The organism is Pseudolabrys taiwanensis (genome assembly GCF_003367395.1).
Classification (GTDB): Bacteria; Pseudomonadota; Alphaproteobacteria; order Rhizobiales; family Xanthobacteraceae; genus Pseudolabrys; species Pseudolabrys taiwanensis.
This window is the reverse complement of record NZ_CP031417.1, coordinates 3,877,992-3,898,872: the sequence shown is the minus strand read 5'-3', so window position 1 is coordinate 3,898,872 and position 20,881 is coordinate 3,877,992. Positions and strand designations below refer to the sequence as shown.

The following is a 20,881-nucleotide window of genomic DNA, read 5'->3' as shown; positions in this document are numbered from 1 at the left end:
CTGTTCCTTTGCCACTGTTCACCGGTCGCTCCTCTCCGCGCGGCGCGAATGAGTGACCGGAATCTGGAGCTTCTCAGCCATGCGCACGAGATCAGCGAGCGAGGCAGCCGCCATTTTCTGCATTACATTCCTTCGATGGACCTGGAGCATGACCTCGCTGATGCCCAGCTCTGCCGCTGCTTGCTTGTTGAGAAGGCCGCTGACGACCAGCGGCAGGACGTCCCGCTCGCGAGGTGTTAGCGTCTCGTAATGCTCCCGGATATTCGTCAACTCGGCGCGCTCAATCCGCGCATGCCGGTCCTGCGACAGGCAGGTGCGTACGGCCGCTAGCAAATCTTCGTCGCTGAAGGGTTTGGTCAGAAAGTCGACAGCGCCGCTCTTGATCGCGCGTACCGACGACGGGATATCGCCGTGCCCGGTAATGAAAACGATCGGTGGATGGTCGCTGCCGCCGATCTGCTTCTGCAATTCGAGGCCATTGATATCAGGCAGCTCCACGTCGAGGATAAGGCTCGCCGGCAAATCGGGCTTGTCGGCCTCCACGTATTCGCCCGCCGACCCATAGGCAACGGCGCGTATGCCGTGCGCCTCCAACAGCTCGCTCAGCGCCTCGCGGATCCGCGCATCGTCATCGACAATGTAGACAATATGGTCGCCCATCGTCATGGCGCGCTCGAAGCCCCGATCGGCAAGGTGAAAATGAAGGTCGCCCCGCCGTCGTCGTTGTCTTCGACCAGCAATTTGCCTCCATGCGATTCTACAATCGAACGGCAGATCGCCAGCCCCATTCCCATGCCACTCTCTTTTGTTGTGAAGAACGGCTCGAATATCTTCTCGGGGTTCTCTACTCCTCGTCCGCGGTCGCTCACTTCGATCTGAACAACATTGCCGTTTTTGCCCGCCCGTACACCCAGCGTCTTGGTGTCGGCGCTAGACTCCATCGCCTCCATGCCGTTGCGCATCAGGTTGATCAGAACCTGTTGAATCTGCACGCGGTCCAACGCGAGAGGTGGAATATCCGTCGCCATATCGACGTCCACACGCACGCTACGCCGCTGCGCCTCCTCGGCCAGGAGACCGCATGCGTCCATGATGATTTCGCCAACGGCCGTCGAACTCCTGACTTCCATCGATCTTTTGAAGAGCGCGCGAATTCGGTTCACGACATCAGCAGCGGCGTTCGCGTCGCGAATGATGCGCTCCACGGTCCTTTGCGCGCGTTCGAGATTCGGTGGTTCGATCGTCAGCCAGCGCTGGCACGCGTGAGAGTTTGCCACAACGGCGGCGAGCGGTTGATTGACCTCGTGCGCAATTGAGGCCGACAATTCGGCGAGGCTCGCCGCTTGACTGGCGCGCGCCATCTTTTCCTGAGCCAAGCGCAACTCTTCCTGCGTTCTGACCTCGCCGTCGATGTCCAGGCAGACGCCGTTCCATTGGACAATGTGCCCCTCGGAATCGCGCAGCGGCGTGGCGCGCGTCTCGACCCATCGCCACTTTCCATCAAAGCGCCGCAGGCGATGCCTCGCCGCATACTGCTCACCCGTCGACAGCGAGTGCGCATACTTTTCGTTGATCCTTGCCAGATCGTCGGGGTGAATCACAAAATTGAGCGTCGATTCGAGACGTGAGTTGCCCGACCCATCCATGTAATCAACATCGAACCCAAGGAATTCGCGGAGCAGCTGACTGCGATAGGTCGGTTCGCCGTCCGGCGTCGCGCAGTAGATCATCGCCGGCAGCGTTTCGACGAGTTGCCGGAGCGAGCGTTCGCTTTCGCGCAAGGCCTGCAGCGCGCGCACCTCGTCTTCGAGATCGATCGAAGCGATATACCATTGCACGATTGCACCATCTTCATCGCGCAGCGGCTGCGCGCGCGCCTCTATCCAGCGATAGACGCCATGTATGTCGCGCCGACGAAACCGGTTCACGAAAGGCTCGCCGGTCGCGAAGCCATGTGCTGCCTTCCGGTGCATTGTCGGAAAATCTTCAGGGTGAGCGAGATCCTTGGCGAGTGCATCGAAGTCCTGAATGTGCGCCAGCGGCGAACCGACCATCTCCAGATAGCGCTTGCTTGTGTACGTGATCTTGCCCGAAGGATCGAAGCTCAGGACATTGACGGGTATGGCGCTGATCATTTGCTCCAGTTGCCGCTTGCTGTTCCGCAGCTTTTCTTCGGCCCGCATCTGATCGTCGATATCGATGGAAACCTGGTACCAGCGCACGATCGCTCCGTCTTGATCGCGCAGAGGGTCGCACCGCCCCTCTATCCAACGATAGTTGCCGCCCTTCCAGCGCCGGCGATACCGCATGACGAAGGGCGCGCCGGTTTTGAGGCACTCGACCGATTTGCGCAGCACTTCGGGGGCATCTTCCGGATGAACCCGCTCTTGTGCCACCTTGGTGACGTCTTCAAAATGCGCCCCGGAGATGCCGAGATCCTCTAAAGATCGCTTGTTGACGTAGGCCAGCTTGCCGTCGGGCGTCCAACTCCAGATGTGGATTGGCAAGGCATCGACAAGCTGCTGCAGCTCGCGTTCGCTCCGCTTCAGTCCCTCCTCGGCATACATCTGATCATCAATATCGTGGCAAAGGCCGTACCATTGCACGATCTGTCCGTCGGCACCGCGCATCGGCACCGCACCGCTCGACATCCACCGGTAGATGCCATCGACGCGGCGCAGACGATATCTCATCGCAAACGGCTCGCCGGTCGCGAGGCAGCGCTCGAGCTTTTCTCTGAACTCAGCCGTGTCATCCGGATGCACGGCATCTATCAGCGCCTCTATCCCTCTCCCGTTCGGTCTCTCTGTGCCGGCAGCATCGAAGCCGAGGAAGTCCACCATGCGCTTGTTGAAGAAGATCGGCTCGCCATCCGGGGCCAGCCGCCAGAGATGGCTCGGGACCATGTCCACAAGTTGCGAGAGCTCCCGTTCGCGGCCGCGCAAGGCCTCTACCGTCTTCTTGTAGACATCGTTGTCGAGCGCGATGCCATACCATCCCGTGATCCGACCTTGGCTGTCGCGCGACGATCGCGCCGCCGTTCTGGCCCACGCATAAAGGCCGGTCGCCCGTCGAAAGCGAAACTCAATGTTGAAGTCGTCGCCGGTCTCAAGGCAGCGACGCCACTCGGCGGCAACCCGGTCATAGTCCTCCGGATGAAGCAACCGTTTCCAAGCGGTGTGCCCCTCTTTCAACGATGCGTTCAGATCGTCGAGCGTCACACCGAGAGATTTCTGAGCGAAAGGATGCAGAAAGATCCACCGCCCGGCCGGATCGAACGCCCACCCATTTCCGAACAAGCTTTCGACAACCTTGGCCGACTGCAATGGCTCGACCTCAGTTTCGGCTGACGCGCCCAACGCCGTCGTTGGCTCCGTCCCTGTCACCACGTCGTCGATATCGACACTCACGCTGTATCCCGGCTCCGAGCGTGTCTCCGTCCAACGATAGCTGCCGTCGGCCTGGAGGCGCCGATATCGTTTGACTTGAGGAACGCCTGTCCAGAATGCACGGGCGGCTGCATGCGCCGCCGTGGCTCTGTCGTCCGGATGGATGAGGTTCTCGCCTCCGCGAGAGCTCGATGCCGCAACGGTGATAGGACGCGCGCTGTTTCCCGCGGCGAGCCGAAGGTTTCCGTCAGACGCCAATGCAGCACTGGTCGTTACCACCGCGCCGATGCAGAGAGCTATGGCAAAGAACGTCGCCCATGCGCTGGCGGGAGCGTGTGTGACACCGTCGTAGCCTGTCTGGAGTGTCGCAACGAGCACCGAAGCCATCAGTCCAAAGGACATTGCCGCATGAAGCATCCAGATTGTGCCGCCGCGGGCGAATAGAAAAAGCGCGGCCAAGGGCGCCAGCAAACCGAACGGAGCCGCGGTGGTCCAAACCGCGGCGGTGCCCACAACAGCCGCCGCGCCGGCTATCACAATGCGCCTCTGGATGAGTACTGGTTCCATGATCGGCCGCTCCTGTTGGGCCGACCTTTTCTCTGCGGCCTCGCCATCCAGTCTAGCACTCGCGCCGCACGCCGGGTTTGCCGTTCACCCGCGACACTAACGTCTGCCGGAGGGCTGGCCACCCTATGGAATTCCATAGGCCCCTCGTGTGCATGGCGGTTCCGGCTGGCGCGAGATCATGAATGCCACGCCGTCCGGCGATGGGTGCTGGACCAGACCTCGGCGAGCCCTGACCTAACGGACAGCTAACGATCCGGCCGATAGACCCTGCGCCCCCCGGCGCCGCATACCCCCGCACAGCGCGCGCCTGTCGCAACGCTTAAGCGCCCTACATCTTGGCATTGCCAAAGAGATGCCTCTGTCGAATAGGCCGCAGCAGCCGAGGAGCGCATCCTTGTTGCGCTAACGCTGACGACGTTCATCGCACACAAGGACTAGATCGATGACTAAAGGCACGCTCTCCTCGGAACATGCAACGCGCCGCGATGTCGTGCTTGGCACGTTGATGGCCGCCGTCGCGTCCGGAATGCCGTCGGTCGGCCTCGCCGACATGGCGCGTACATCTCCCTCTCACACAAACACGGACACGAACACCATGGGCACGATCACGACCAAAGACGGCACGGAGATCTTTTACAAGGACTGGGGCCCGAAGACCGCCCAGCCGATCGTCTTCCACCACGGGTGGCCGCTGAGCAGTGACGATTGGGACACGCAGATGCTCTACTTCCTCAGCAAGGGCTTCCGCGTTGTCGCCCATGACCGGCGCGGCCATGGCCGCTCGGCGCAGGTGAGCGACGGCCACGACATGGACCATTATGCCGCCGATGCGTCCGCCGTGATGGAGCACCTCAATCTGAAGAACGCCGTTCACATCGGTCACTCCACCGGCGGCGGCGAAGCGACCCGCTACGTCGCCAAATATGGCCAGCCGCAGGGCCGCGTCGCAAAGCTCGTGCTCATTGGCGCCGTGCCGCCGATCATGGTGAAGACATCGGCTAATCCGGGCGGCCTGCCGCTCGAAGTGTTGGACGGCTTGCGGAAGACACTCGCGGCCAACCGTGCGCAATTCTATATCGACTTCCCGAGCGGCCCCTTCTACGGCTTCAATCGTCCCGGCGCCAAGCCGATCGTGGGCGTGATCCAGAACTGGTGGCGGCAGGGCATGGCTGGCAGCGCCAAGGCGCACTACGACGGCATCAAGGCCTTTTCGGAAACCGACTTCACCGAAGATCTGAAAGCCATCAACGTGCCGACGCTCGTCATGCATGGCGAAGACGACCAGATCGTGCCGATCGCCGACTCGGCGCTGCTCTCCGTCAAGCTCCTGAAGAAGCCCACGCTCAAGGTCTACAAGAACTATCCGCACGGCTTGTGCACGATCTATGCCGACGTGGTGAACCCGGACCTTCTCGCCTTTGTCACTGCGTAGCCGGGCGACTCGTCACGGCAGCGCGAAAGAGGTCGCCGGTCCACTGTCCCCCCGTGTGGATCGGCGGCCTCTCCTTCAGACAGCACCACAGAGAGAGAAAATACCATGCTTATGCGAGTCCTTTGCGCGACCGCGCTGACAGCTAGCCTTTCAATGGCGGCATTCACCGCTAATGCTCCGGACGATGCACGGATCACGCTCGTCTATGACCAGCCGTTGCCGAATGTCCCTGGCAAGAGCATCAGGGGCGTGCTGGTCGAATACGCCCCCGGCGGCACGTCCTCGGCGCATGTCCATCCGAGTTCTGCGTTCATCTATGCAACGGTCCTGGCGGGCGCGATCCGAAGCCAGGTCAACAATGGGCCGGTCAAGACATACCGCGAAGGCGAAAGCTTCTCGGAATTTCCGGGTGACCGCCACCGCGTGAGCGAAAACGCGAGCGCTACTGAGCCTGCGCGCCTGCTGGCGGTGTTCGTGGTCGATACCCAAGAGACCATTCTGACGCGTCCTATCAAATAGCCGACAGAGAAGCACAGGCGCGCATCAGGAGAACGGCAATGGATACGACATCGACCGCGACGCAAATCATGGCTGGCATTGAGGTTCCGGCAACGCCGATCGTCGGCCAAGCGATAGAGTACGCCCGCGAGAAATGCGAGCCTTACCTCTTCAATCACGTTGTCCGCTCCTGGTTATTTGCAGCGCGGCTCGGCCAATTGCAGAACCTAGAGCACGACACGGAAGTCGTCGCCGTTGGGAGCCTCCTGCACGACATCACGCTCAACGAGGCCTTCGCCGGGCCGCGCCGTTTCGAGGTCGAAGGCGCGGATCTCGCGCGCAGCTTCGTCACCGAGGCAGGGTTCGACAAACGTCGCGCTCAATTGATCTGGGACAGCGTCGCCCTCAACTCGACTCCCTCGATTGGCCTATACAAGGAAGCCGAGGTTGCCTTGTGCACGGCCGGCATCTGTTTTGACGTGGTAGGCCTGCAATATGGTCGCATTCCATCGGGCGAAGTCAGGAAGATTGTCGACGAGTTTCCGCGCCTCGGCATGAAGTCTCGGATGACGAATCGCTTCTGTTGCATTGCACGGTCATGCCCCGAGACCAGCTACGACAACTTCGTCCACGATTTCGGCGACCGCTTTGTCCCTGGATATCGGGCTCCCTCTTCCGTCGACCTCGTCATGAATGCGCCGTTCGACGAGTGACTGCCGCGCCCAGCCCGCCCACGGGAGACGAGACGATGTCCCAAACACAAGCAGATATTGCCTCCGCTGGATTCCTTGCGGCCCGCGCCGAACCGATCGCCGGTCTTGTCCATGACTTGGGCAATCTGATTCAGATCGCTTCAGCGGCGGTGAGCATCGTCGCACGGGATCCGACGATCCGCACCGCCGGTCTCGATTCCGTTCTCGCTGGGGCGACGACCTCGCTCGAACGGGCCGGCGCGCTCGTGCGGCGGACTATCGGCACCGCGAGCGAACGCGCCGCCGCGGTGCGAGCGGTGACGCTCGCACCCTATCTCGACGAGGTGGAGAGGTTCATCGGCCTTGCATGGGATCGCACGATCGCGCTCGACGTTCAGGTGTCTCCCGATCTGCCGGCGGTGATTTGCGATCCTCTGGCTCTACAAAACGCGTTGCTCAATCTTCTGTTCAACGCCCGCGATGCCATGCCGGGCGGAGGGATGATCTCGATACGCGCCGAGGCCGCCGCGCTCGATATCGGCCAGGTGATTGAGCTGCGCGTCGCCGATACCGGCATCGGCATGACACCGGAGACCGTCGCCCGGGCCTTCGATCCCTTCTTCACCACCAAATCCGGCGGATTAGGTGGCGTGGGCCTGTCGATGGTCGCACGATTTGTCCAGGACGCCGGCGGTCGCATTATCATTGAAAGTAAGCACGGCTTCGGCACGACGGTGATACTGCAATTGCTGGTCGCCTGACGGATCGAAGCCCGCCGCGCGGCCTTGCCAGCATTACCCCATTTCGCCCACGCAACAGGGGTGCCTCACGGCGAAAAGGCCGACCGGTTGCCTCTCGGTTCTGGTGTCACTGATAGCCGACGCCATCAATATAGTTCTGTAACAGTCGCTCCTGGTACTCTTCGTTCATGAAGAGTGCCCGGAGCGCGTCGCGAATATCGAGGACGCCGAGCGGCATCAAATCGGCGTCGAGCACCGGCATATTCTGAAGGCTCCGAGCGGTCATCTTTTGCCAGGTTGCATACAAATCGTCTTCGGGACGGCACGAAACGACACCCCGGCTCATCACGTTGGCGGCGGAGGCCTCGGTTATGCCAGCATTCGTCAAATGCCGGATGACATCGGACTTACTTAGAACTCCGGCCACCCGCCCGCTTTCATCACAGACGATAAGAAGTCCAACTTGAGGACGAGACAAGACGCGAGCCGCGGTGAGGAGCGTCGCGTTCGCTGTTACCGTCGCGAGACGCGCCGATGTCATCGGACGCAATGTTTCGATCAGCATGACCCGTCTCCCTAAGTGCTGCGCCATCGGAGCGAGTCTGCTTTCCATAGCGTGCGCCGAGAATCATCCTCAAGCATCGGGTTGGCCCCCCGATGGTGTAGGCGCATCGGGGGCCCGAGCGATTCCGAATGCGATCGCCTGATCGCGCGCGGAGATAGCGCCGTCGCCGCCAGCCATCCAATCCTGCATCGTTGCCGCGCCCAACCCGCCCGGTCTTTGCAACGCTAACCTAAGGTTTAGGTCTCTCCAGCCCATCGGCTGGCGGCGTATGGCCACTTGCACGATAGCGACGAGTTGGCTGCGCATGCGACGCCTTCGTGCTCGCTGATGAGCCCGCGCCGCGATGCAAGCGACGGGCGAAATCGACGGCCAGGAACAAACGAAGTGCGACGAAACACCCTCGCGAATGCTCACCGAGAGGAAGAGGTCATGAAGATAGTTGTTATTGGCGGAACCGGTCTCATTGGGTCCAAAGTTGTCGAGAAGCTGAAACAGAAGGGGCACGAGGCGATTGCCGCCGCGCCCAGCACTGGCGTCAACACGATTACGGGCGAAGGCCTGGCCAAAGCTCTCGCCGGTGCCAAGGTTGTCGTCGATGTCGCCAACTCACCGTCCTTCGAGGACAAGGCGGCAATGGACTTCTTCCAGACCGCCGGCAAGAACATCACCGCGGCTGAAGTGGCGGCTGGCGTCCAGCATCACGTCGCTCTTTCGGTGGTCGGCACCGAGCGGCTGCAGGACAGCGGCTATTTCCGCGCCAAGCTCGCCCAGGAGCAGCTCATCAAGAGCTCACCTACGCCGTACACGATCGTCCATGCCACGCAGTTCTTCGAGTTCATCCGCGCGATCGCACAGTTCTCGACCACGGATGGTGTCGTGCGTTTGCCGCCCGTATTGTTCCAGCCGATAGCGGCGGAGGATGTCGCTTCAGCGGTCGCGGCGGCCGCCCTTGCTGTGCCGGCAAATGACACGATCGAGATCGCGGGCCCCGGCACATTCACCTTGGACCAGGCGGTCGGGAAGGTCCTCGAATACGATCATGACACGCGTAAGGTGATCGTCGATCCGCAGGCGCCTTATTTCGGCATCAAGGTCGGCGAGGCAGCGCTCGTTCCAGGCGGCGCCCACCCACGCCTCAGCTCGACCACGCTCGACTGGTGGCTCACGCACGTCCCGCCGCCGCCCGCTCAGTAAGACGATCGTGTTCGCGACGAAGTCCATCCGTCCGGCGTGACGGCAGCTGTCGTGTCGGGCGGAATGGACCGTAAATTGACGAGCGAGATTTTGAGCCTCCCTTTCCGTCAGCCGTCGCGGGCTGGCGGCAAGGTTATCCCAGCGTTGCTCCACGGCCGCCAATGCGACGGCGAGCCTCTTCTTGGCCTCGCCATGCTCCCGGGTCTTAAGGCTTAGCTTCTCTGCGACCTTGCCGACGACCTCTTGGAGATGCGCCGGCACGCGTTTGCGGAGCCGATAGATCCCGGTCTCGGGTGATTCCGAGGTCGCGTCATCGGCAGAGGCATATGAACCACCCTGGTGCGTCACGCGGGCGGCCACAACCTACTGAACGGTCAAAAAAATTATTGATTTCAATGAGCTAGGAGCTCTTTGGTGCCCAGGAGAGGATTGTCCCTGCTGCACTCATAGCTTAATGAAATCAATTAGTTGCGGCGCGCTCGGCTAAGTCCTGTGTACCACCAGCGTGGACCAAAATCCAACCCGATTCCGCGCCCATCACACGCCAAATCCTGCGGACTGCACATCCGCGTAATGGCGGCGCGCGGACGCGGTACTTTTCAATCGCCACCCCTTAGGTGAGCCGGTCAGTACACAAGCGAAAGCGACGAGAACCAGCCTTCCGCGCGCCGGTCGCCGTTGATGCGAAGGCGATACTGTACGTTGAGATCCAGATAGGACATCGGAGCGGTGTAGTGGTCCTCTCTAAACCAAGCCCTCAGATTGAGGCCTGGCCCCGCGCCAACGGCTTGGCGGGTGGCGAGCGTCGTGTCGTATGCCGCGCCGACGGCGACGAACGGCGATAACACAACGTTGGGACTGATTGCATCCAGCCGAAAGGAGTGCCCGTAGCGAGCCTCCGCGCTGGCCAGGATCTGATGCGCCTGCGCAAAGCCGTTTATTTCAGAATAGACTTGCCAATAGCGCCAATGGTTTACGTCCCAGCGCAGGTCACCGCCTTCATTGGCCGAGTAGGCCACCCGGAACTGCCAGTCGTTGCGTGCGTACTCGCCGATCTTCAACATGCGGCCGACTTCGAGAACCAAGTTGATGTCTGTGATCGGCTTCCAGCGGGCGCCGAAAGCACCTTGGGTCGTGTTGCTTCCTGTTGGACCGCCGGTCGCGTCATAGAGCGTGGTGAACGCGCGGCCAAAAAGCTCGAAGGTCGCGCCGTCGCGGAATCCGATACCGGGCGGCCGCCAGTAAAATTCTTCCCCAAGCTGCAACGTTCGCCCTACCGAAGGGAACGAGACAGGTAGGCCTGGCACGACGCCGATCGAGCCGAAGATCAGCGCGGCCGTAGCACCCCATGTCCGACTGACCGTGGCGACGTCCCGGCGCACCTCGAACAGACGTTGTCGGTCGAGATTAATCTCGCCCCTGTCGTTGGCGTCGATCGCGCGCCGGAAATAGTTGATGGCCGCCGCGTTGTCGAACTGGCTGCGCGCGAGGTAGCCGGCGTCGAGCAAAGCCCTTCCACGCAGTTGTCCTTTCGTGTCGGCTTGCTGGAATAGCAGGAAGGCCAGAGGTCGATCGTCGACTTGTTGCGCTAGGTAAGCGAGATCGACGCTGCTTGTGTCGGCGAGTTCTCCGGCCTCGTATGCCTGCTTGAAGCGGGTACTGGCCTCTTCCTTGCGACCGAGCGCCACCAGCGCGCCAACGCCGCCCCGGATCGCCGCTGCGCGTTGTGGGCCGCGTGTCGCGTGTCGGCGCGCAACGTCGAAGGCGCGCAGCGCGTCTTCCTGACGCCCCAACGCCTGGTAGGCATAACCCTGTCGGATAGCAAAGTCGTACCCTCGGGCGGGCGACAGCGGCGCGAGGGCGGTCAGGGCCTCTCGTGGCCGCTTCTCTGCAAGGAGGACGTCGACCAGCGAGAGCCGGGCATTGCGCCTCTGCTCAGCCGTCAGTGATCGTGCATCGACGACAGCCTTGAAGTCGGCACCGGCGGCGCCGGGCCGATGCAGCCGTTGCCTCAAATAGCCGCGCTGCAACTGGAGGCTTGCCTCGTGCGGAAAGCGGGCGAGAGCGGCGGTCGCTTCGCGCTCCGCTTCTTCAAGGCGTCCGAGCCCCTGCAGCGCGTCGATCCGCAAAGCGTAGTAATTAGGCCGGGACGGATCCTGCGCTATCGCGCTCTTGGCGGCTGCGAGCGCCGCGCGATAATTGCGCCGTGCATAAGCACGATATCCTTCTTCTGCCGCTTTATACGCTGCCTGTGTACGTCCCGACTGCTGACCGGCTGCAATCTGCGTTTTGAGCGACTGTCGCAGAGTTTCGAGTTCCGCATCCGACGCCTTGTCGGCTACTGCCTTATCTGCTTGTTCCAGCGCGCCGGTGAGGTCGCCGGCCGCAGCGAGTGAGTTGATGAGCAGCCGCCGCAATTGCGGCAAGTCCGGCCGTAGCTCAATCGCTTGCCGCGCTGTATCGATGGCGCGCGCATAGTCGCGCGAGTCAAAGGCGCGATAGGCTTCGTCGGCGAGCGACCAGGCATTGCCGACAAGGGGGGCGTTTTGCGCGGATGCAGGGGCAGACGTTGCCCAACACAATGTTACCACAGCCGCTGCGGCAACAATGGTTCTGAGGCCGTAACCACTTCTCCGCAGACTTACGGAGCCACGACTGCCACGGCTGGATGACGGCTGAACCGACAATGCTTGCAACCCTGCATGAACCAACGGGACGCAAACACACCACGGACGGCAATCACAAAAGAGCGGTACGCTCCTTACGAGAATCGTGAACGAAATCTAACGTTTTAGGGTAACCCCAGCAACGTGTAATACGTTAGCCAAGACAGCGGTAAGAGCGCTTGTTGGCTGCTGCCGTCAGACGCCCGCCAAGGGGCGCCGCAAGACAAAATGCGCCACCGATCAGGATGAGTTGCGTCGTCGGTTGCCATAGAATCGACGCGAACGCGATCCAAGCAAACACAATTGCGAGGGCATCGCGGCCAACTTTCGACGGGGTTCGATGAGGCCAAGAAGCCTGACATGACGGAGTTCCGTACGTTCTCTCGGTTCCGTCATGTTGGTACAAACCGGTAACGACGGGACGTTCACGTCCCATTTCCGAGCCGGCATCCATTGGCCATCCCCTGCGCACCTGAACGGTAATGATAGTGGGCGGTTGCCAGTATCCCGTTAGCCCTAGTCGGCCATTTGAAGGCATTTGCTTTTGAACTTGTTAAGCGTACCGGCGGCAGGTTTTCGATGCCGGGCCGCTTGAGGCGTTTCCAGCCAACTGAATGAGTATGATGTGTTTAGGCCGCTTCTTATGATCGTCGCCGGGGCAGCCTTGTTCATTATGCTGGGTTTTGTGGGGGCCTATCTTGCCGGAATGGCAGGCGCTCTGCTTGGCATGCTTGCCGGGATTGCCGCGTTCTTTCTAATTAGTGCGCACATTGTTGGCCGATAACGGAGCGTTCATGATGATGGCGTCCCGGGCAGCAACCAAGCAGTCTCCGCTGTTCGTCTGCATCATCGGAACGCGGCCCGAAGTCATCAAGATGGCACCGATCATTCGGCGCTTGCGGGAAGTGCGCTGGGCTGACGTCCGGGTCGTCGCCATCGGCCAGCACCTCGAATTGCTCGATCAGGCAATCGCCGATTTCGAGCTTCAGATTGATCATCGCATCGCGGTCGAGCGACAACGTAATTCGATCATCGAGATCGCGGCGAAGATCATGGAGCGCTTCGACGTGCTCGCCGATCGCTTGTCGCCGACCTGCGTCATCGCCCAGGGCGACACTACAACGGTGATGGCGAGCGCCATGGTCGCATTCCACCGTCGGCTGGAGTTCATCCATGTCGAGGCAGGTCTGCGGACGGGAGTTCTGCGCGCTCCTTTTCCGGAAGAATTCAATCGCCGCGTCGTCGCACTTGCGGCGACGCTTCATTGCGCGCCGACGGCCCAGGCTGCGGCCAATCTGCGAGCCGAGGGCGTGCGTGAGCAAGACTGCATCGTCACTGGCAATACGGTGATCGACGCGCTTTTGTATATGGCCGGCCGCACCCTGCCGCTGCCCGCCGACTTTCCCGACGTGCCAAAGCCCATCCTCTTGACGGCGCACCGTCGCGAGAATGCCGGCGCGCCGCTTGAGCGCATGCTCGGCGCTCTGCGGGCCGTGGTCGAGCGCTACCCTGATGTCGGGCTTTACTTCCCAGTCCATCCCAATCCCGATACGCAGCGGCTCGCCGAGCGGGTGATGTCGGGCCACGAGCGAATTCGGCTGGTGCCTGCGCAAAATTATCCAACGCTCGTCGCCGCGCTGAAGGCGAGTTGGCTTGTAGTGACCGACAGCGGCGGTCTGCAAGAAGAGGCTCCGGCGCTGGGTAAACCCGTTCTCGTACTGCGGGACGTGACAGAGCGGCCGGAAGCAGTCGATTGTGGAGCGGCGCGTTTGGTTGGGACGCTCCCCGATCGCTTACATCACTCAATCGCGGAACTGCACGACAACAGCCAAGCGTATCAGGCGATGGCACAGCCGCGCTTTCCCTATGGCGATGGGCATGCGGCAGATCGCATTGTCGCCGCCATCGCGGAACGTATCCACATTCGCGATCCTTCATCGACCATTAGCGGTCAAGTACTCGGGGCGGGACCCGTCGACCCGACGACTGTATCGTCGGATGAGAATTCTATCGATTGAAAAGAGAGGCATTCCGTGTCTATCCGCTTCTTCGTCACGGTCGTCGCTTTGCTGGTGTCTCTTTGCGCGTCGACACTGGCTGCCGAGCCGCGCGCAATCAGCGTCGACCTGCAGGATCGCGGTTTCTCCACCGGGATCCAATTGCGCTCGCGTGCGTCGACGACCGTTTTCTTTTCGTTGCCAGGCCCCGAGTCCTTGTCGCAGCTCAGGCTTAAACTCCACGGTCAGATTTCCGCACCGAATCTTTTTCGCGGAAGCCTGCTCGTTACGGCCAACGGCCAGCCCGTTGACTCGATCGCGATCAAGCAGGCCGACGGCCTGCAGCCACTCGATCGCGATATCGCGATCGACCGCAAGCTGATCGCGGCTAATGGTGCGCTCAACATTCGGTTCGAAGCTGAACTACTCGCTAACGGCGATCCTTGCGCCAACGATTCCGACATCGCCAACATTATTTCAATCCTGCCAACGACTGGCATTAGCTTCAACATCAATCCCGATCAGATTCAGTCTCTCGTCGACGCCGTGAGGCTTTTGCCGCACAATGCCGAGATTGTCCTGCCCAAAAGTACTCCACTGAATCCCAGGGCCGCACAAGCGGCGCTTCATCTAGCCGTCTTGATGATCGCGGACGGGATCAATCCGCGTATTCAAAGCACACGCGACAACAGTCCGGCGGCCATCCGGCTGGAGCGCGACAAACGGGCGCCGATCGATGAGAACGCCGCAGTGCTCGTGCGGGATAACGACAAGCTCGACATCGTCATCGATCCATCGAGGGACGTCGTCGCCTTGACGAAACTCTGGCAGATGGCGCCGGGCACGATTATCGGCAATGCGGCCATCGCGTCACGCAGTCCGAACGGCGTGAAACCGGTTGGCGACAACTTTCGGGAGTTTTCATCCCTGCCGCCGGCACAGAATATCGGCCAAACTGGCGAATGGACTCTGAACTTTCCGCTTCTGGCGGAAAGCGGCCGGTTGGCGAGAAGCGTGAAGCTTCGCGTCGCAGTGGCGCCGGATTGGAGTAGCGAAGCCCCGATCTTGACCGTGTATCTGAACGGCCAACTGGTCACCGCAGCACGCTTGCGGCCGGGCGACAATGAGATCAGCTTCCCCCTGCCGAGCCAGGCGCTGAACTTCAGCAACAGCTTGCGCCTCGTCGTCGATCGCGCCACGGAGCGCGGCTATTGCGTGCGTCCTGGCGGAGGCAATGCCGTGCAGATCATGCCGGGCTCCGGTGTGACATTCGATGACGATTCGGGAAGCGGCTTCTCGGCGGTCGCCCGCGGCTTGGCGAAGGGAGGCACCGTCGTCCTACCCGACGCTGCACGCGATCCGGACGTTGCCGGCCGCTATCTTGCGTTTGCTGCGCGGTTGCTTGCTGTCTTCGGATCGACGGCGGAAGACATTGACGTCCGTTTCGGCTTATCGCCGAGCGACCTGGCGAGCCTGACCAAAACAGCGATAATCTTCGAGGTGGCCGGCTCGGAAGGATTGAAGATTCCGATCCCGTCCCGTGCTGAGAGCTTAAATCTGCCTCCTGTCGCGTCGTCGGCGCTCGCCGGCTTGTTTTCCGACCCTAACGGCAAACAGCTGCGTGTTGTTCTCTCCGAGCCGGATCAGATTCCGACGCCACCGGCTCTCTATCTTCGCGGCGGCGGCGCCAATGCATTGGTGTCCACGAGCGGTGTAGTCTGGAGCGATGCGCCATCGGTCTCCAGCCCCTTGTTCGGGACACTGCAAAATTCGGCGTCGGGTCTGCAGTCTTTGGCGGAGCGCTACGGACTGACCGTGTTGATTGTCCTCGCCGTCCTGGTCGTGATTGTGTTCGTGGCCAGAAAGGTACTCGTGCTGTACTTCCGCGGTCGCGCGAGCAGATGATCTCGCATGTCTCTCTACCTATATCTCATCGTTACGTTTCAGCACGCGCTTGAGGTGCTGACGGTCATCGTGACGGTGGTAATTCTGCTGTCCAGCCTCGATGATGCCTTCGTCGATTGCTATTATTGGTTGCGAGAGTTCTATCGGTGGTTTTGGATACGGGCGCGCTATGCCTCTCTGTCGGCAGAGGCCTTGAGGGCAAAGCCTGAGGTGCCGATCGCCATCATGGTGCCGGCATGGCAGGAGAGCGACGTCATCGCCGCGATGCTGGAGACCAGCAAGACGCTGATCCAGTATGACAGCTATCGCATATTCGTTGGCGTGTACCAGAACGATCCGCGCACGATCCAAGAGGTGGAAGACGCGGTCAAGCGATTCTCCGGCGTATCGATGTCGATCGTTCCCCGTGACGGTCCCACCAGCAAGGCGGATTGTCTTAATGTCATATTGGGAGACATTTTATCTTACGAGGAAAGGACCGGGACCCATTTCGGCGGGATCGCCATGCATGACGCCGAAGACGTCATCCATCCATACGAACTTCGGCTGTTCAATTATCTCCTCGATCGAATGGATCTGATTCAGCTACCGGTCTATTCGTTCCAGCGCAGCCTTACGGAGCTTGTGGCCGGCACCTATATGGACGAGTTCGCCGAGTGGCATTCGAAGGACCTCGTCGTACGCGAGAGCATTACGGGGACTGTACCGTCGGCAGGGGTTTCGACGTGCTTCAGCCGCCGCGCGATATCGATGCTTCGGGCCGACCGGGAGGGCGAGGTATTCTCAACCTCCAGTCTGACGGAAGATTACGACATCGCCTTTAGACTGAAGAAGCTAGGCATGCGCGAAATCTTCGTGCGGTTTCCTGTGCGTTTCACGATCGAGACCTCGAACGAAATCTCGCAGCCCATCCGCGTCGAGCGCGAGCTTCCAATCGCCACGCGGGAGTTCTTTCCGTCCGATTTCCGTGCCGCGTATCGCCAGCGCGCGCGCTGGCTGCTTGGTATAGCCTTCCAAGGCTGGTCGGAGCACGGTTGGGGTGCGACCGTTGGCGCCAAGTACTTCTTCCTGCGGGACCGCAAGGGGCTCTTGACCTCGCCGACTGCCGTTCTCGCCTATATCGTGATGTTCGGCCTTATTGCCGTGGAATTCTTGTTTTCGTTTGTGCCGCCCGCGGAGCGGGCGCCATATTGGCTTCTCGGCACGCCCACCTACGGCGTTCTTCTTTCAATCAATATTGCGTTCCTAATCAATCGCATTTTCCAGCGCATGTATTTCACGACGAGAATATACGGCTTCGGTCAGGGCGCGATGGCCGGGCCGCGCATGCTGGTGTCCAATATTCTCAATTTCTTCGCCATGCTTCGCGCCAGCTACGTGTTCATTCAGCACACTGTCACGGGAAGGTCTTTAGTGTGGGATAAGACCGCCCACATCTATCCGATCCGGAAACTATCCGACGCGCAAGCGCTGGCGGTCGATGCGACGGTGCCCGAGCCTGACCGTGACCCGGCGGCATCTTGATAAGTGTTTTCAAGTGCTATCTAGCTCCAGATGTACCTTTGTGCGAGTTCAAGTGGGCGGACCCTTGGGTCACGAAGCCGTGCAGTGGCCCGCCGAATCCTAATCCGGGATCAAGCGAAGCTGGCGATAGTCCCCGCACGTCCGACCATCAGCATCGTCACGAATTCAAGTGGCGCTCGACTCCATAGCGTCCCGGCACAAGCGAGCCGACGCAGTATGCGAGCAGTATTCCCGCTCTCCAGTCGCGGAAGACAAAACCCGATTTCCGATTTTTGCGGCGCCCGCAAACATTGTCGCCGAAGTTTATGACGCCCTACGAAATGGCCTAGCCGCTCCGATCTCATCCTGAGATGGTCGCTATCCTCATTCGGCACTTTTTCGCGGCCGGACATTCCCCGATGGTCCGACGGTTGAAGGAGGAAACGGATGAAGATTGCGAGGTTCGACGGCGGCCGTATCGGCGTCGTCATCGACGGGACCGTGCGCGACGTAACGGCCGCGGCGGGGATCGACCCCGAGGAATGGCCCCCGGTCGGCCCGGTGCGGTTGATTGCCGATTTCGACAAGCTCAAGCCGGCGCTGCTGAAGGCGGCCGCAGGCGCCAAGCCCGTCCCGCTCGATCAGGTGCGGTTCGAGACGCCGGTGCCCTGGCCGAACAAGCTCATCGCCTATCCGGTCAACTACCGCGACCACGCGACCGAGATGACGTCCGTCGGCTTCGCCAATGTGCAGGGCTTCTTCCTCAAGGCCAACTCCTCGCTGTCGGGTGCGGCCGATCCGATCAGAGCCGCCGCGCGACGCCAACTTGCTTTCGACATAGTATATGTTAAAAGAAACCCATGAAGATTGCTGAACTCTCTGTGGCGGCCGACGTCAGCATTCGCCAGATCCGCTTTCTCATCGCGGAAGGTTTCGTGCCTGCACCTGAGGGAGGACGCACTTATGCGACCTATGGCGATCCGCATGTGCGCGCGATCCGACGCTTCCAGCGCCTTAAGACACTGGGATTTCCAAATGCTGCAATCCGGTTGCTGATGAACGCGCGGGAGGGCGTGCCAATTCCCATAGCGGACGGCATCACGTTGGTGGTCGCGCCCGACATCATCGGAAATTGCTCTGATGCCGAGCGCCTCGGCGATCTGGCCAAGGTCCGTCTGAGCGAGGTGCTGACAGAGCAAAGATCGATCAAGCGTCGGCGTACGGCTGGCGCGGGGAAGGGGTAGGATGGACAGCTCCGGCGGTGACGGGCCATCGATCCGGCCCATCGGGCTAACCGACCCACTCGCGCCTTTGCTGCGTCCGGCGCCGATTCCAGTGCCGCCTCTGTTGCTTTCGGCCACCGAGATGCGCCTTCGACTGGTGCCACCTGCCGCGCGGCTGATCGTCGAGCGCCGTTTCTCCAATACGGAGACCGTTCTGATCGAGGCCGTGCTAACGCTTCCGCCGACGATCGACAGGGAGATTGTGCACGGCGTTGCGGTCGGTATTGGCGATCGGATCTGGCGGGCCCGCGCGCAGGCGCGTCGCCGCGCGGAGAACCGCTACGACACGGCGGCCGTCGACGGCCATCGCGCTATCCTCTTCGAGCAGCTCAAGGGTGATTGGCGCACGCTCTCGATCGCAGGCATCCTGCCCGGCGAGCATGTCTTGGTCCGGACAGAGAGCGTTGTCGCGCTGCCAGCAGGCATCACGGTCCTGACACTCCGTCCGGGCGCCGACCCTGACCGCGCCGTGCCGGCTCTGCCGGATCACCTGTCACCGCGCCTGACAGACATCTCCCACAGGGTGACTCTGATCGTCGAGGCTGAGCCGAATATCGATGTTCGAGTGGATGGGCACGCAATTGCACGCGATGCGGTGATTGCAGTCGGCGCGGGGCCAATTGCGGTTGCAGTGGCCGTCCCAGCAAACATTGGGCGATCGATCGCAGCCGAAGATGAAGCGGCTGAAGTGGCACTCGAAGCCACCCGAAAGATCGCGGCTTTCGGCCAGGCCCCGATCGATCCCGCGCATCGTGACGAGATTCGCACACTCGCGCTCTCTGCCAACCTGATGACGGCAGAGACCAGCCTGGTTTTCGTCGGACCGGATGGCGAAGCCAGCGGTGTCTTGCCCGTGATGCGCAAGGTTGCGCTGTTGGCTTCCAGTGGACCGTTGCGGCCGATCCCAGCGACGACGGCTCCCGAGATCCCTGCCGATACGTCCGTTGCTCCGGTTCTGCCGCCCGACGACGATCATATTGCCGGTCGGCCACGACCGGGGCGATCCGAACGATCGGTCTGGCGGTGGCCGCTCTTCGCACGTCAAACTCCTCCACTACTCGTTCGATGGCGCACTTGGCTGGCACATCGTGGCCGTGCGGCCGTTTATGAGCCCGAGCTTTCGGACTTGGGCCGATCGCTGATCCGGTCGGCGCAGACTGTTACTTGGCGCCCCGATGGCCTACTTGCGCTGCGCAGCGGCGACCCGGCGCATCTTTCGGATTCGACAGCAGAGCTGATGCGCGAGGTCGCTCGCCACACACCGGTGCGTGATGCGGCCTACGGCTTGCATCTGACACCAGAGCACATCGCGATCGCGCTGCTCGCGATCGCCGCTGGCCCGACGGAGCCCGTCGCCGTCCACGGTCTCAGCGAACTATTTCCGGAGGATCGTGGACAGCTCAAGCCGGTGATGCGGACGCTCGCGCGCCAGTTCGGCCTGCAATGCTGAGTCAAGCTGGCAGCACCGCGCCGTTCACATCCAGCCGCCGTTCGCTGGAGAACGGGCGTCGGCATCGTCCGTGGATCGAGTATTGGAAGCTATTCGATCGGCGCGTAGGGCACGCCGCGGCGCTCCAACTCCTCCCTTACGGCCATCTTCCATGCACTTTGGCCCGCGTCAAACATGCTGAGAGTCTGGCTCCAATCCTCGAGCAATTCACCGTTGCTCATGGCCGCCGCAAGGGCCCGATAGTCCGGTGCGCGGCGGACAGGTTCGAACACCGCATAGTCCGCACATTCGCCGGAGCCGTCGTCGGCTAGAATCTGCGGGAAGAATCCCGTCAATACACATGAATGTTCGGAGTAGGCTAGGGCTGTGAACGAATGGCGATCAGACGGCACATGAAGCACGGGAGCGCCCGAGAATACGATGCCGCCGAGGCAGTCGAGTTCGATGGCCTCGCAGTCGGAAACGTCGACTACCGGCGGCAGAAGCGAGCCGAGACTATTCCATGTCGCGTAGAAGATGCCGATGGCAGTTTGCTTCTGCGCGAGCCGCACGAAGTAGAGTTTCAGTGCATCGGCTGCAATCAGGTCGCTCATCCGATTTCCCCACGAAAGCTGTTTCGACGAATGCGCTGCCGGGTTTCATTAGCTGCCGCCGCGAAGGCTGTCGTCATGGCCGCGCCGGCGTATCGCGCAGTTCTACGGACGTCGTTCGATGCGCCACGCAATCGGTACATTTTCAAGTTTACAGAACATGTATCACTTGCAATTATTACCGCCGTGCTGGGGCAACTCTCTGTCGCTCGGAATTCGCCCTTCCGATGTCTGTTCGTATTTTGTGACGATTGTAACAACGCGGATCGCCCGCAGGAGATATTGCATTGACGAGCGATAATGCTGCCGGTGCACATCCCCCGGTCGTCGGGCTACCCACATCGTCTGATCCGCTTTCAGATCCGTTCAACCCGATCTGGCCCGCTGTTCCGTCACGCAGCCGCGCCAGG

At 61.2% G+C, this 20,881-nt stretch carries 16 protein-coding genes and 1 pseudogene; 11 read left to right on the top strand and 6 right to left on the bottom strand.

All coding sequences use genetic code 11. The annotated features are described in order from the left end of the window. Positions 1 to 18 precede the first annotated feature (18 nt). Complete coding sequence (locus DW352_RS18480) at positions 19 to 666, bottom strand: response regulator transcription factor (protein ID WP_115692707.1); 648 nt, start codon at positions 664 to 666, stop codon at positions 19 to 21. Beyond that, positions 663 to 3,956: a PAS domain-containing protein gene (locus tag DW352_RS18475; RefSeq protein WP_210209856.1), complete on the bottom strand. Its 3,294-nt coding sequence runs from the start codon at positions 3,954 to 3,956 to the stop codon at positions 663 to 665. The genes DW352_RS18480 and DW352_RS18475 overlap by 4 nt, the downstream gene beginning before the upstream one ends. A gap of 595 nt (positions 3,957 to 4,551) precedes the next feature. Between DW352_RS18475 and DW352_RS18470 the strand changes: the two genes are divergently transcribed. From DW352_RS18470 to DW352_RS18455, 4 genes are all read left to right on the top strand, one after another. Further along, positions 4,552 to 5,388, top strand: a complete 837-nt coding sequence (locus DW352_RS18470; protein ID WP_115694488.1) for an alpha/beta fold hydrolase — start codon at positions 4,552 to 4,554, stop codon at positions 5,386 to 5,388. Between the two features lie 105 nt (positions 5,389 to 5,493). Beyond that, the gene (locus DW352_RS18465) at positions 5,494 to 5,907 is read left to right on the top strand and encodes a cupin domain-containing protein (RefSeq protein WP_115692706.1); all 414 of its coding nucleotides are present in this window, start codon (positions 5,494 to 5,496) and stop codon (positions 5,905 to 5,907) included. 38 nt (positions 5,908 to 5,945) lie between these two features. Beyond that, positions 5,946 to 6,599 carry an HD domain-containing protein gene (locus DW352_RS18460; protein WP_115692705.1) on the top strand — a complete coding sequence of 218 codons (654 nt, stop codon included), beginning with the start codon at positions 5,946 to 5,948 and terminating at the stop codon, positions 6,597 to 6,599. 35 nt (positions 6,600 to 6,634) lie between these two features. Continuing rightward, positions 6,635 to 7,339 carry an ATP-binding protein gene (locus DW352_RS18455; protein ID WP_115692704.1) on the top strand — a complete coding sequence of 235 codons (705 nt, stop codon included), beginning with the start codon at positions 6,635 to 6,637 and terminating at the stop codon, positions 7,337 to 7,339. Between the two features lie 106 nt (positions 7,340 to 7,445). On the opposite strand, the gene DW352_RS18450 is transcribed toward DW352_RS18455, so the two are convergent. Next, the gene (locus DW352_RS18450; protein WP_115694487.1) at positions 7,446 to 7,883 is read right to left on the bottom strand and encodes a CBS domain-containing protein; all 438 of its coding nucleotides are present in this window, start codon (positions 7,881 to 7,883) and stop codon (positions 7,446 to 7,448) included. Positions 7,884 to 8,312: 429 nt separating this feature from the next. On the opposite strand from DW352_RS18450, the gene DW352_RS18440 reads away from it, so the two are divergent. Continuing rightward, positions 8,313 to 9,077 (top strand): SDR family oxidoreductase, encoded by a 765-nt coding sequence (locus DW352_RS18440; RefSeq protein ID WP_115692702.1) that lies wholly within the window; start codon positions 8,313 to 8,315, stop codon positions 9,075 to 9,077. A gap of 189 nt (positions 9,078 to 9,266) precedes the next feature. On the opposite strand, the pseudogene DW352_RS27655 reads toward DW352_RS18440, so the two are convergent. Beyond that, positions 9,267 to 9,338: pseudogene (locus DW352_RS27655) on the bottom strand (hypothetical protein); the annotation flags it as partial. A gap of 365 nt (positions 9,339 to 9,703) precedes the next feature. Next, the gene (locus tag DW352_RS18435) at positions 9,704 to 11,764 is read right to left on the bottom strand and encodes a bacteriophage N4 adsorption protein A (RefSeq protein WP_162827051.1); all 2,061 of its coding nucleotides are present in this window, start codon (positions 11,762 to 11,764) and stop codon (positions 9,704 to 9,706) included. A 773-nt stretch (positions 11,765 to 12,537) separates the two neighbouring features. Here DW352_RS18435 and wecB point away from each other — a divergent pair. From wecB to DW352_RS18405, 6 genes are all read left to right on the top strand, one after another. Continuing rightward, positions 12,538 to 13,761 carry a non-hydrolyzing UDP-N-acetylglucosamine 2-epimerase gene (wecB, locus tag DW352_RS18430; protein WP_245434171.1) on the top strand — a complete coding sequence of 408 codons (1,224 nt, stop codon included), beginning with the start codon at positions 12,538 to 12,540 and terminating at the stop codon, positions 13,759 to 13,761. A gap of 15 nt (positions 13,762 to 13,776) precedes the next feature. Further along, positions 13,777 to 15,645: a cellulose biosynthesis cyclic di-GMP-binding regulatory protein BcsB gene (locus tag DW352_RS18425; RefSeq protein ID WP_115692700.1), complete on the top strand. Its 1,869-nt coding sequence runs from the start codon at positions 13,777 to 13,779 to the stop codon at positions 15,643 to 15,645. Between the two features lie 6 nt (positions 15,646 to 15,651). Further along, a complete protein-coding gene (locus tag DW352_RS18420) occupies positions 15,652 to 17,169 on the top strand; it encodes a glycosyl transferase family protein (protein WP_115692699.1) in 1,518 nt (505 codons plus the stop codon). A gap of 426 nt (positions 17,170 to 17,595) precedes the next feature. Beyond that, positions 17,596 to 18,012: a fumarylacetoacetate hydrolase family protein gene (locus DW352_RS18415; RefSeq protein WP_115692698.1), complete on the top strand. Its 417-nt coding sequence runs from the start codon at positions 17,596 to 17,598 to the stop codon at positions 18,010 to 18,012. Then, positions 18,009 to 18,392 carry a helix-turn-helix domain-containing protein gene (locus DW352_RS18410; protein ID WP_115692697.1) on the top strand — a complete coding sequence of 128 codons (384 nt, stop codon included), beginning with the start codon at positions 18,009 to 18,011 and terminating at the stop codon, positions 18,390 to 18,392. The genes DW352_RS18415 and DW352_RS18410 overlap by 4 nt, the downstream gene beginning before the upstream one ends. A 1-nt stretch (position 18,393) precedes the next feature. Further along, positions 18,394 to 19,881, top strand: a complete 1,488-nt coding sequence (locus tag DW352_RS18405) for a VIT domain-containing protein (RefSeq protein ID WP_115692696.1) — start codon at positions 18,394 to 18,396, stop codon at positions 19,879 to 19,881. Between the two features lie 89 nt (positions 19,882 to 19,970). On the opposite strand, the gene DW352_RS18400 is transcribed toward DW352_RS18405, so the two are convergent. Next, positions 19,971 to 20,474 carry a hypothetical protein gene (locus DW352_RS18400; protein ID WP_115692695.1) on the bottom strand — a complete coding sequence of 168 codons (504 nt, stop codon included), beginning with the start codon at positions 20,472 to 20,474 and terminating at the stop codon, positions 19,971 to 19,973. Between the last annotated feature and the right edge of the window lie 407 nt (positions 20,475 to 20,881).

Bases quoted from the DNA above. Each gene is read 5' to 3' on its own strand.
- DW352_RS18480 (WP_115692707.1), bottom strand. From the start codon at position 666: ATGACGATGGGCGACCATATTGTCTACATTGTCGATGACGATGCGCGG.
- DW352_RS18475 (WP_210209856.1), bottom strand. From the start codon at position 3,956: ATGGAACCAGTACTCATCCAGAGGCGCATTGTGATAGCCGGCGCGGCG.
- DW352_RS18470 (WP_115694488.1), top strand. From the start codon at position 4,552: ATGGGCACGATCACGACCAAAGACGGCACGGAGATCTTTTACAAGGAC.
- DW352_RS18465 (WP_115692706.1), top strand. From the start codon at position 5,494: ATGCTTATGCGAGTCCTTTGCGCGACCGCGCTGACAGCTAGCCTTTCA.
- DW352_RS18460 (WP_115692705.1), top strand. From the start codon at position 5,946: ATGGATACGACATCGACCGCGACGCAAATCATGGCTGGCATTGAGGTT.
- DW352_RS18455 (WP_115692704.1), top strand. From the start codon at position 6,635: ATGTCCCAAACACAAGCAGATATTGCCTCCGCTGGATTCCTTGCGGCC.
- DW352_RS18450 (WP_115694487.1), bottom strand. From the start codon at position 7,883: ATGCTGATCGAAACATTGCGTCCGATGACATCGGCGCGTCTCGCGACG.
- DW352_RS18440 (WP_115692702.1), top strand. From the start codon at position 8,313: ATGAAGATAGTTGTTATTGGCGGAACCGGTCTCATTGGGTCCAAAGTT.
- wecB (WP_245434171.1), top strand. From the start codon at position 12,538: ATGATGATGGCGTCCCGGGCAGCAACCAAGCAGTCTCCGCTGTTCGTC.
- DW352_RS18420 (WP_115692699.1), top strand. From the start codon at position 15,652: ATGTCTCTCTACCTATATCTCATCGTTACGTTTCAGCACGCGCTTGAG.
- DW352_RS18415 (WP_115692698.1), top strand. From the start codon at position 17,596: ATGAAGATTGCGAGGTTCGACGGCGGCCGTATCGGCGTCGTCATCGAC.
- DW352_RS18410 (WP_115692697.1), top strand. From the start codon at position 18,009: ATGAAGATTGCTGAACTCTCTGTGGCGGCCGACGTCAGCATTCGCCAG.
- DW352_RS18405 (WP_115692696.1), top strand. From the start codon at position 18,394: ATGGACAGCTCCGGCGGTGACGGGCCATCGATCCGGCCCATCGGGCTA.
- DW352_RS18400 (WP_115692695.1), bottom strand. From the start codon at position 20,474: ATGAGCGACCTGATTGCAGCCGATGCACTGAAACTCTACTTCGTGCGG.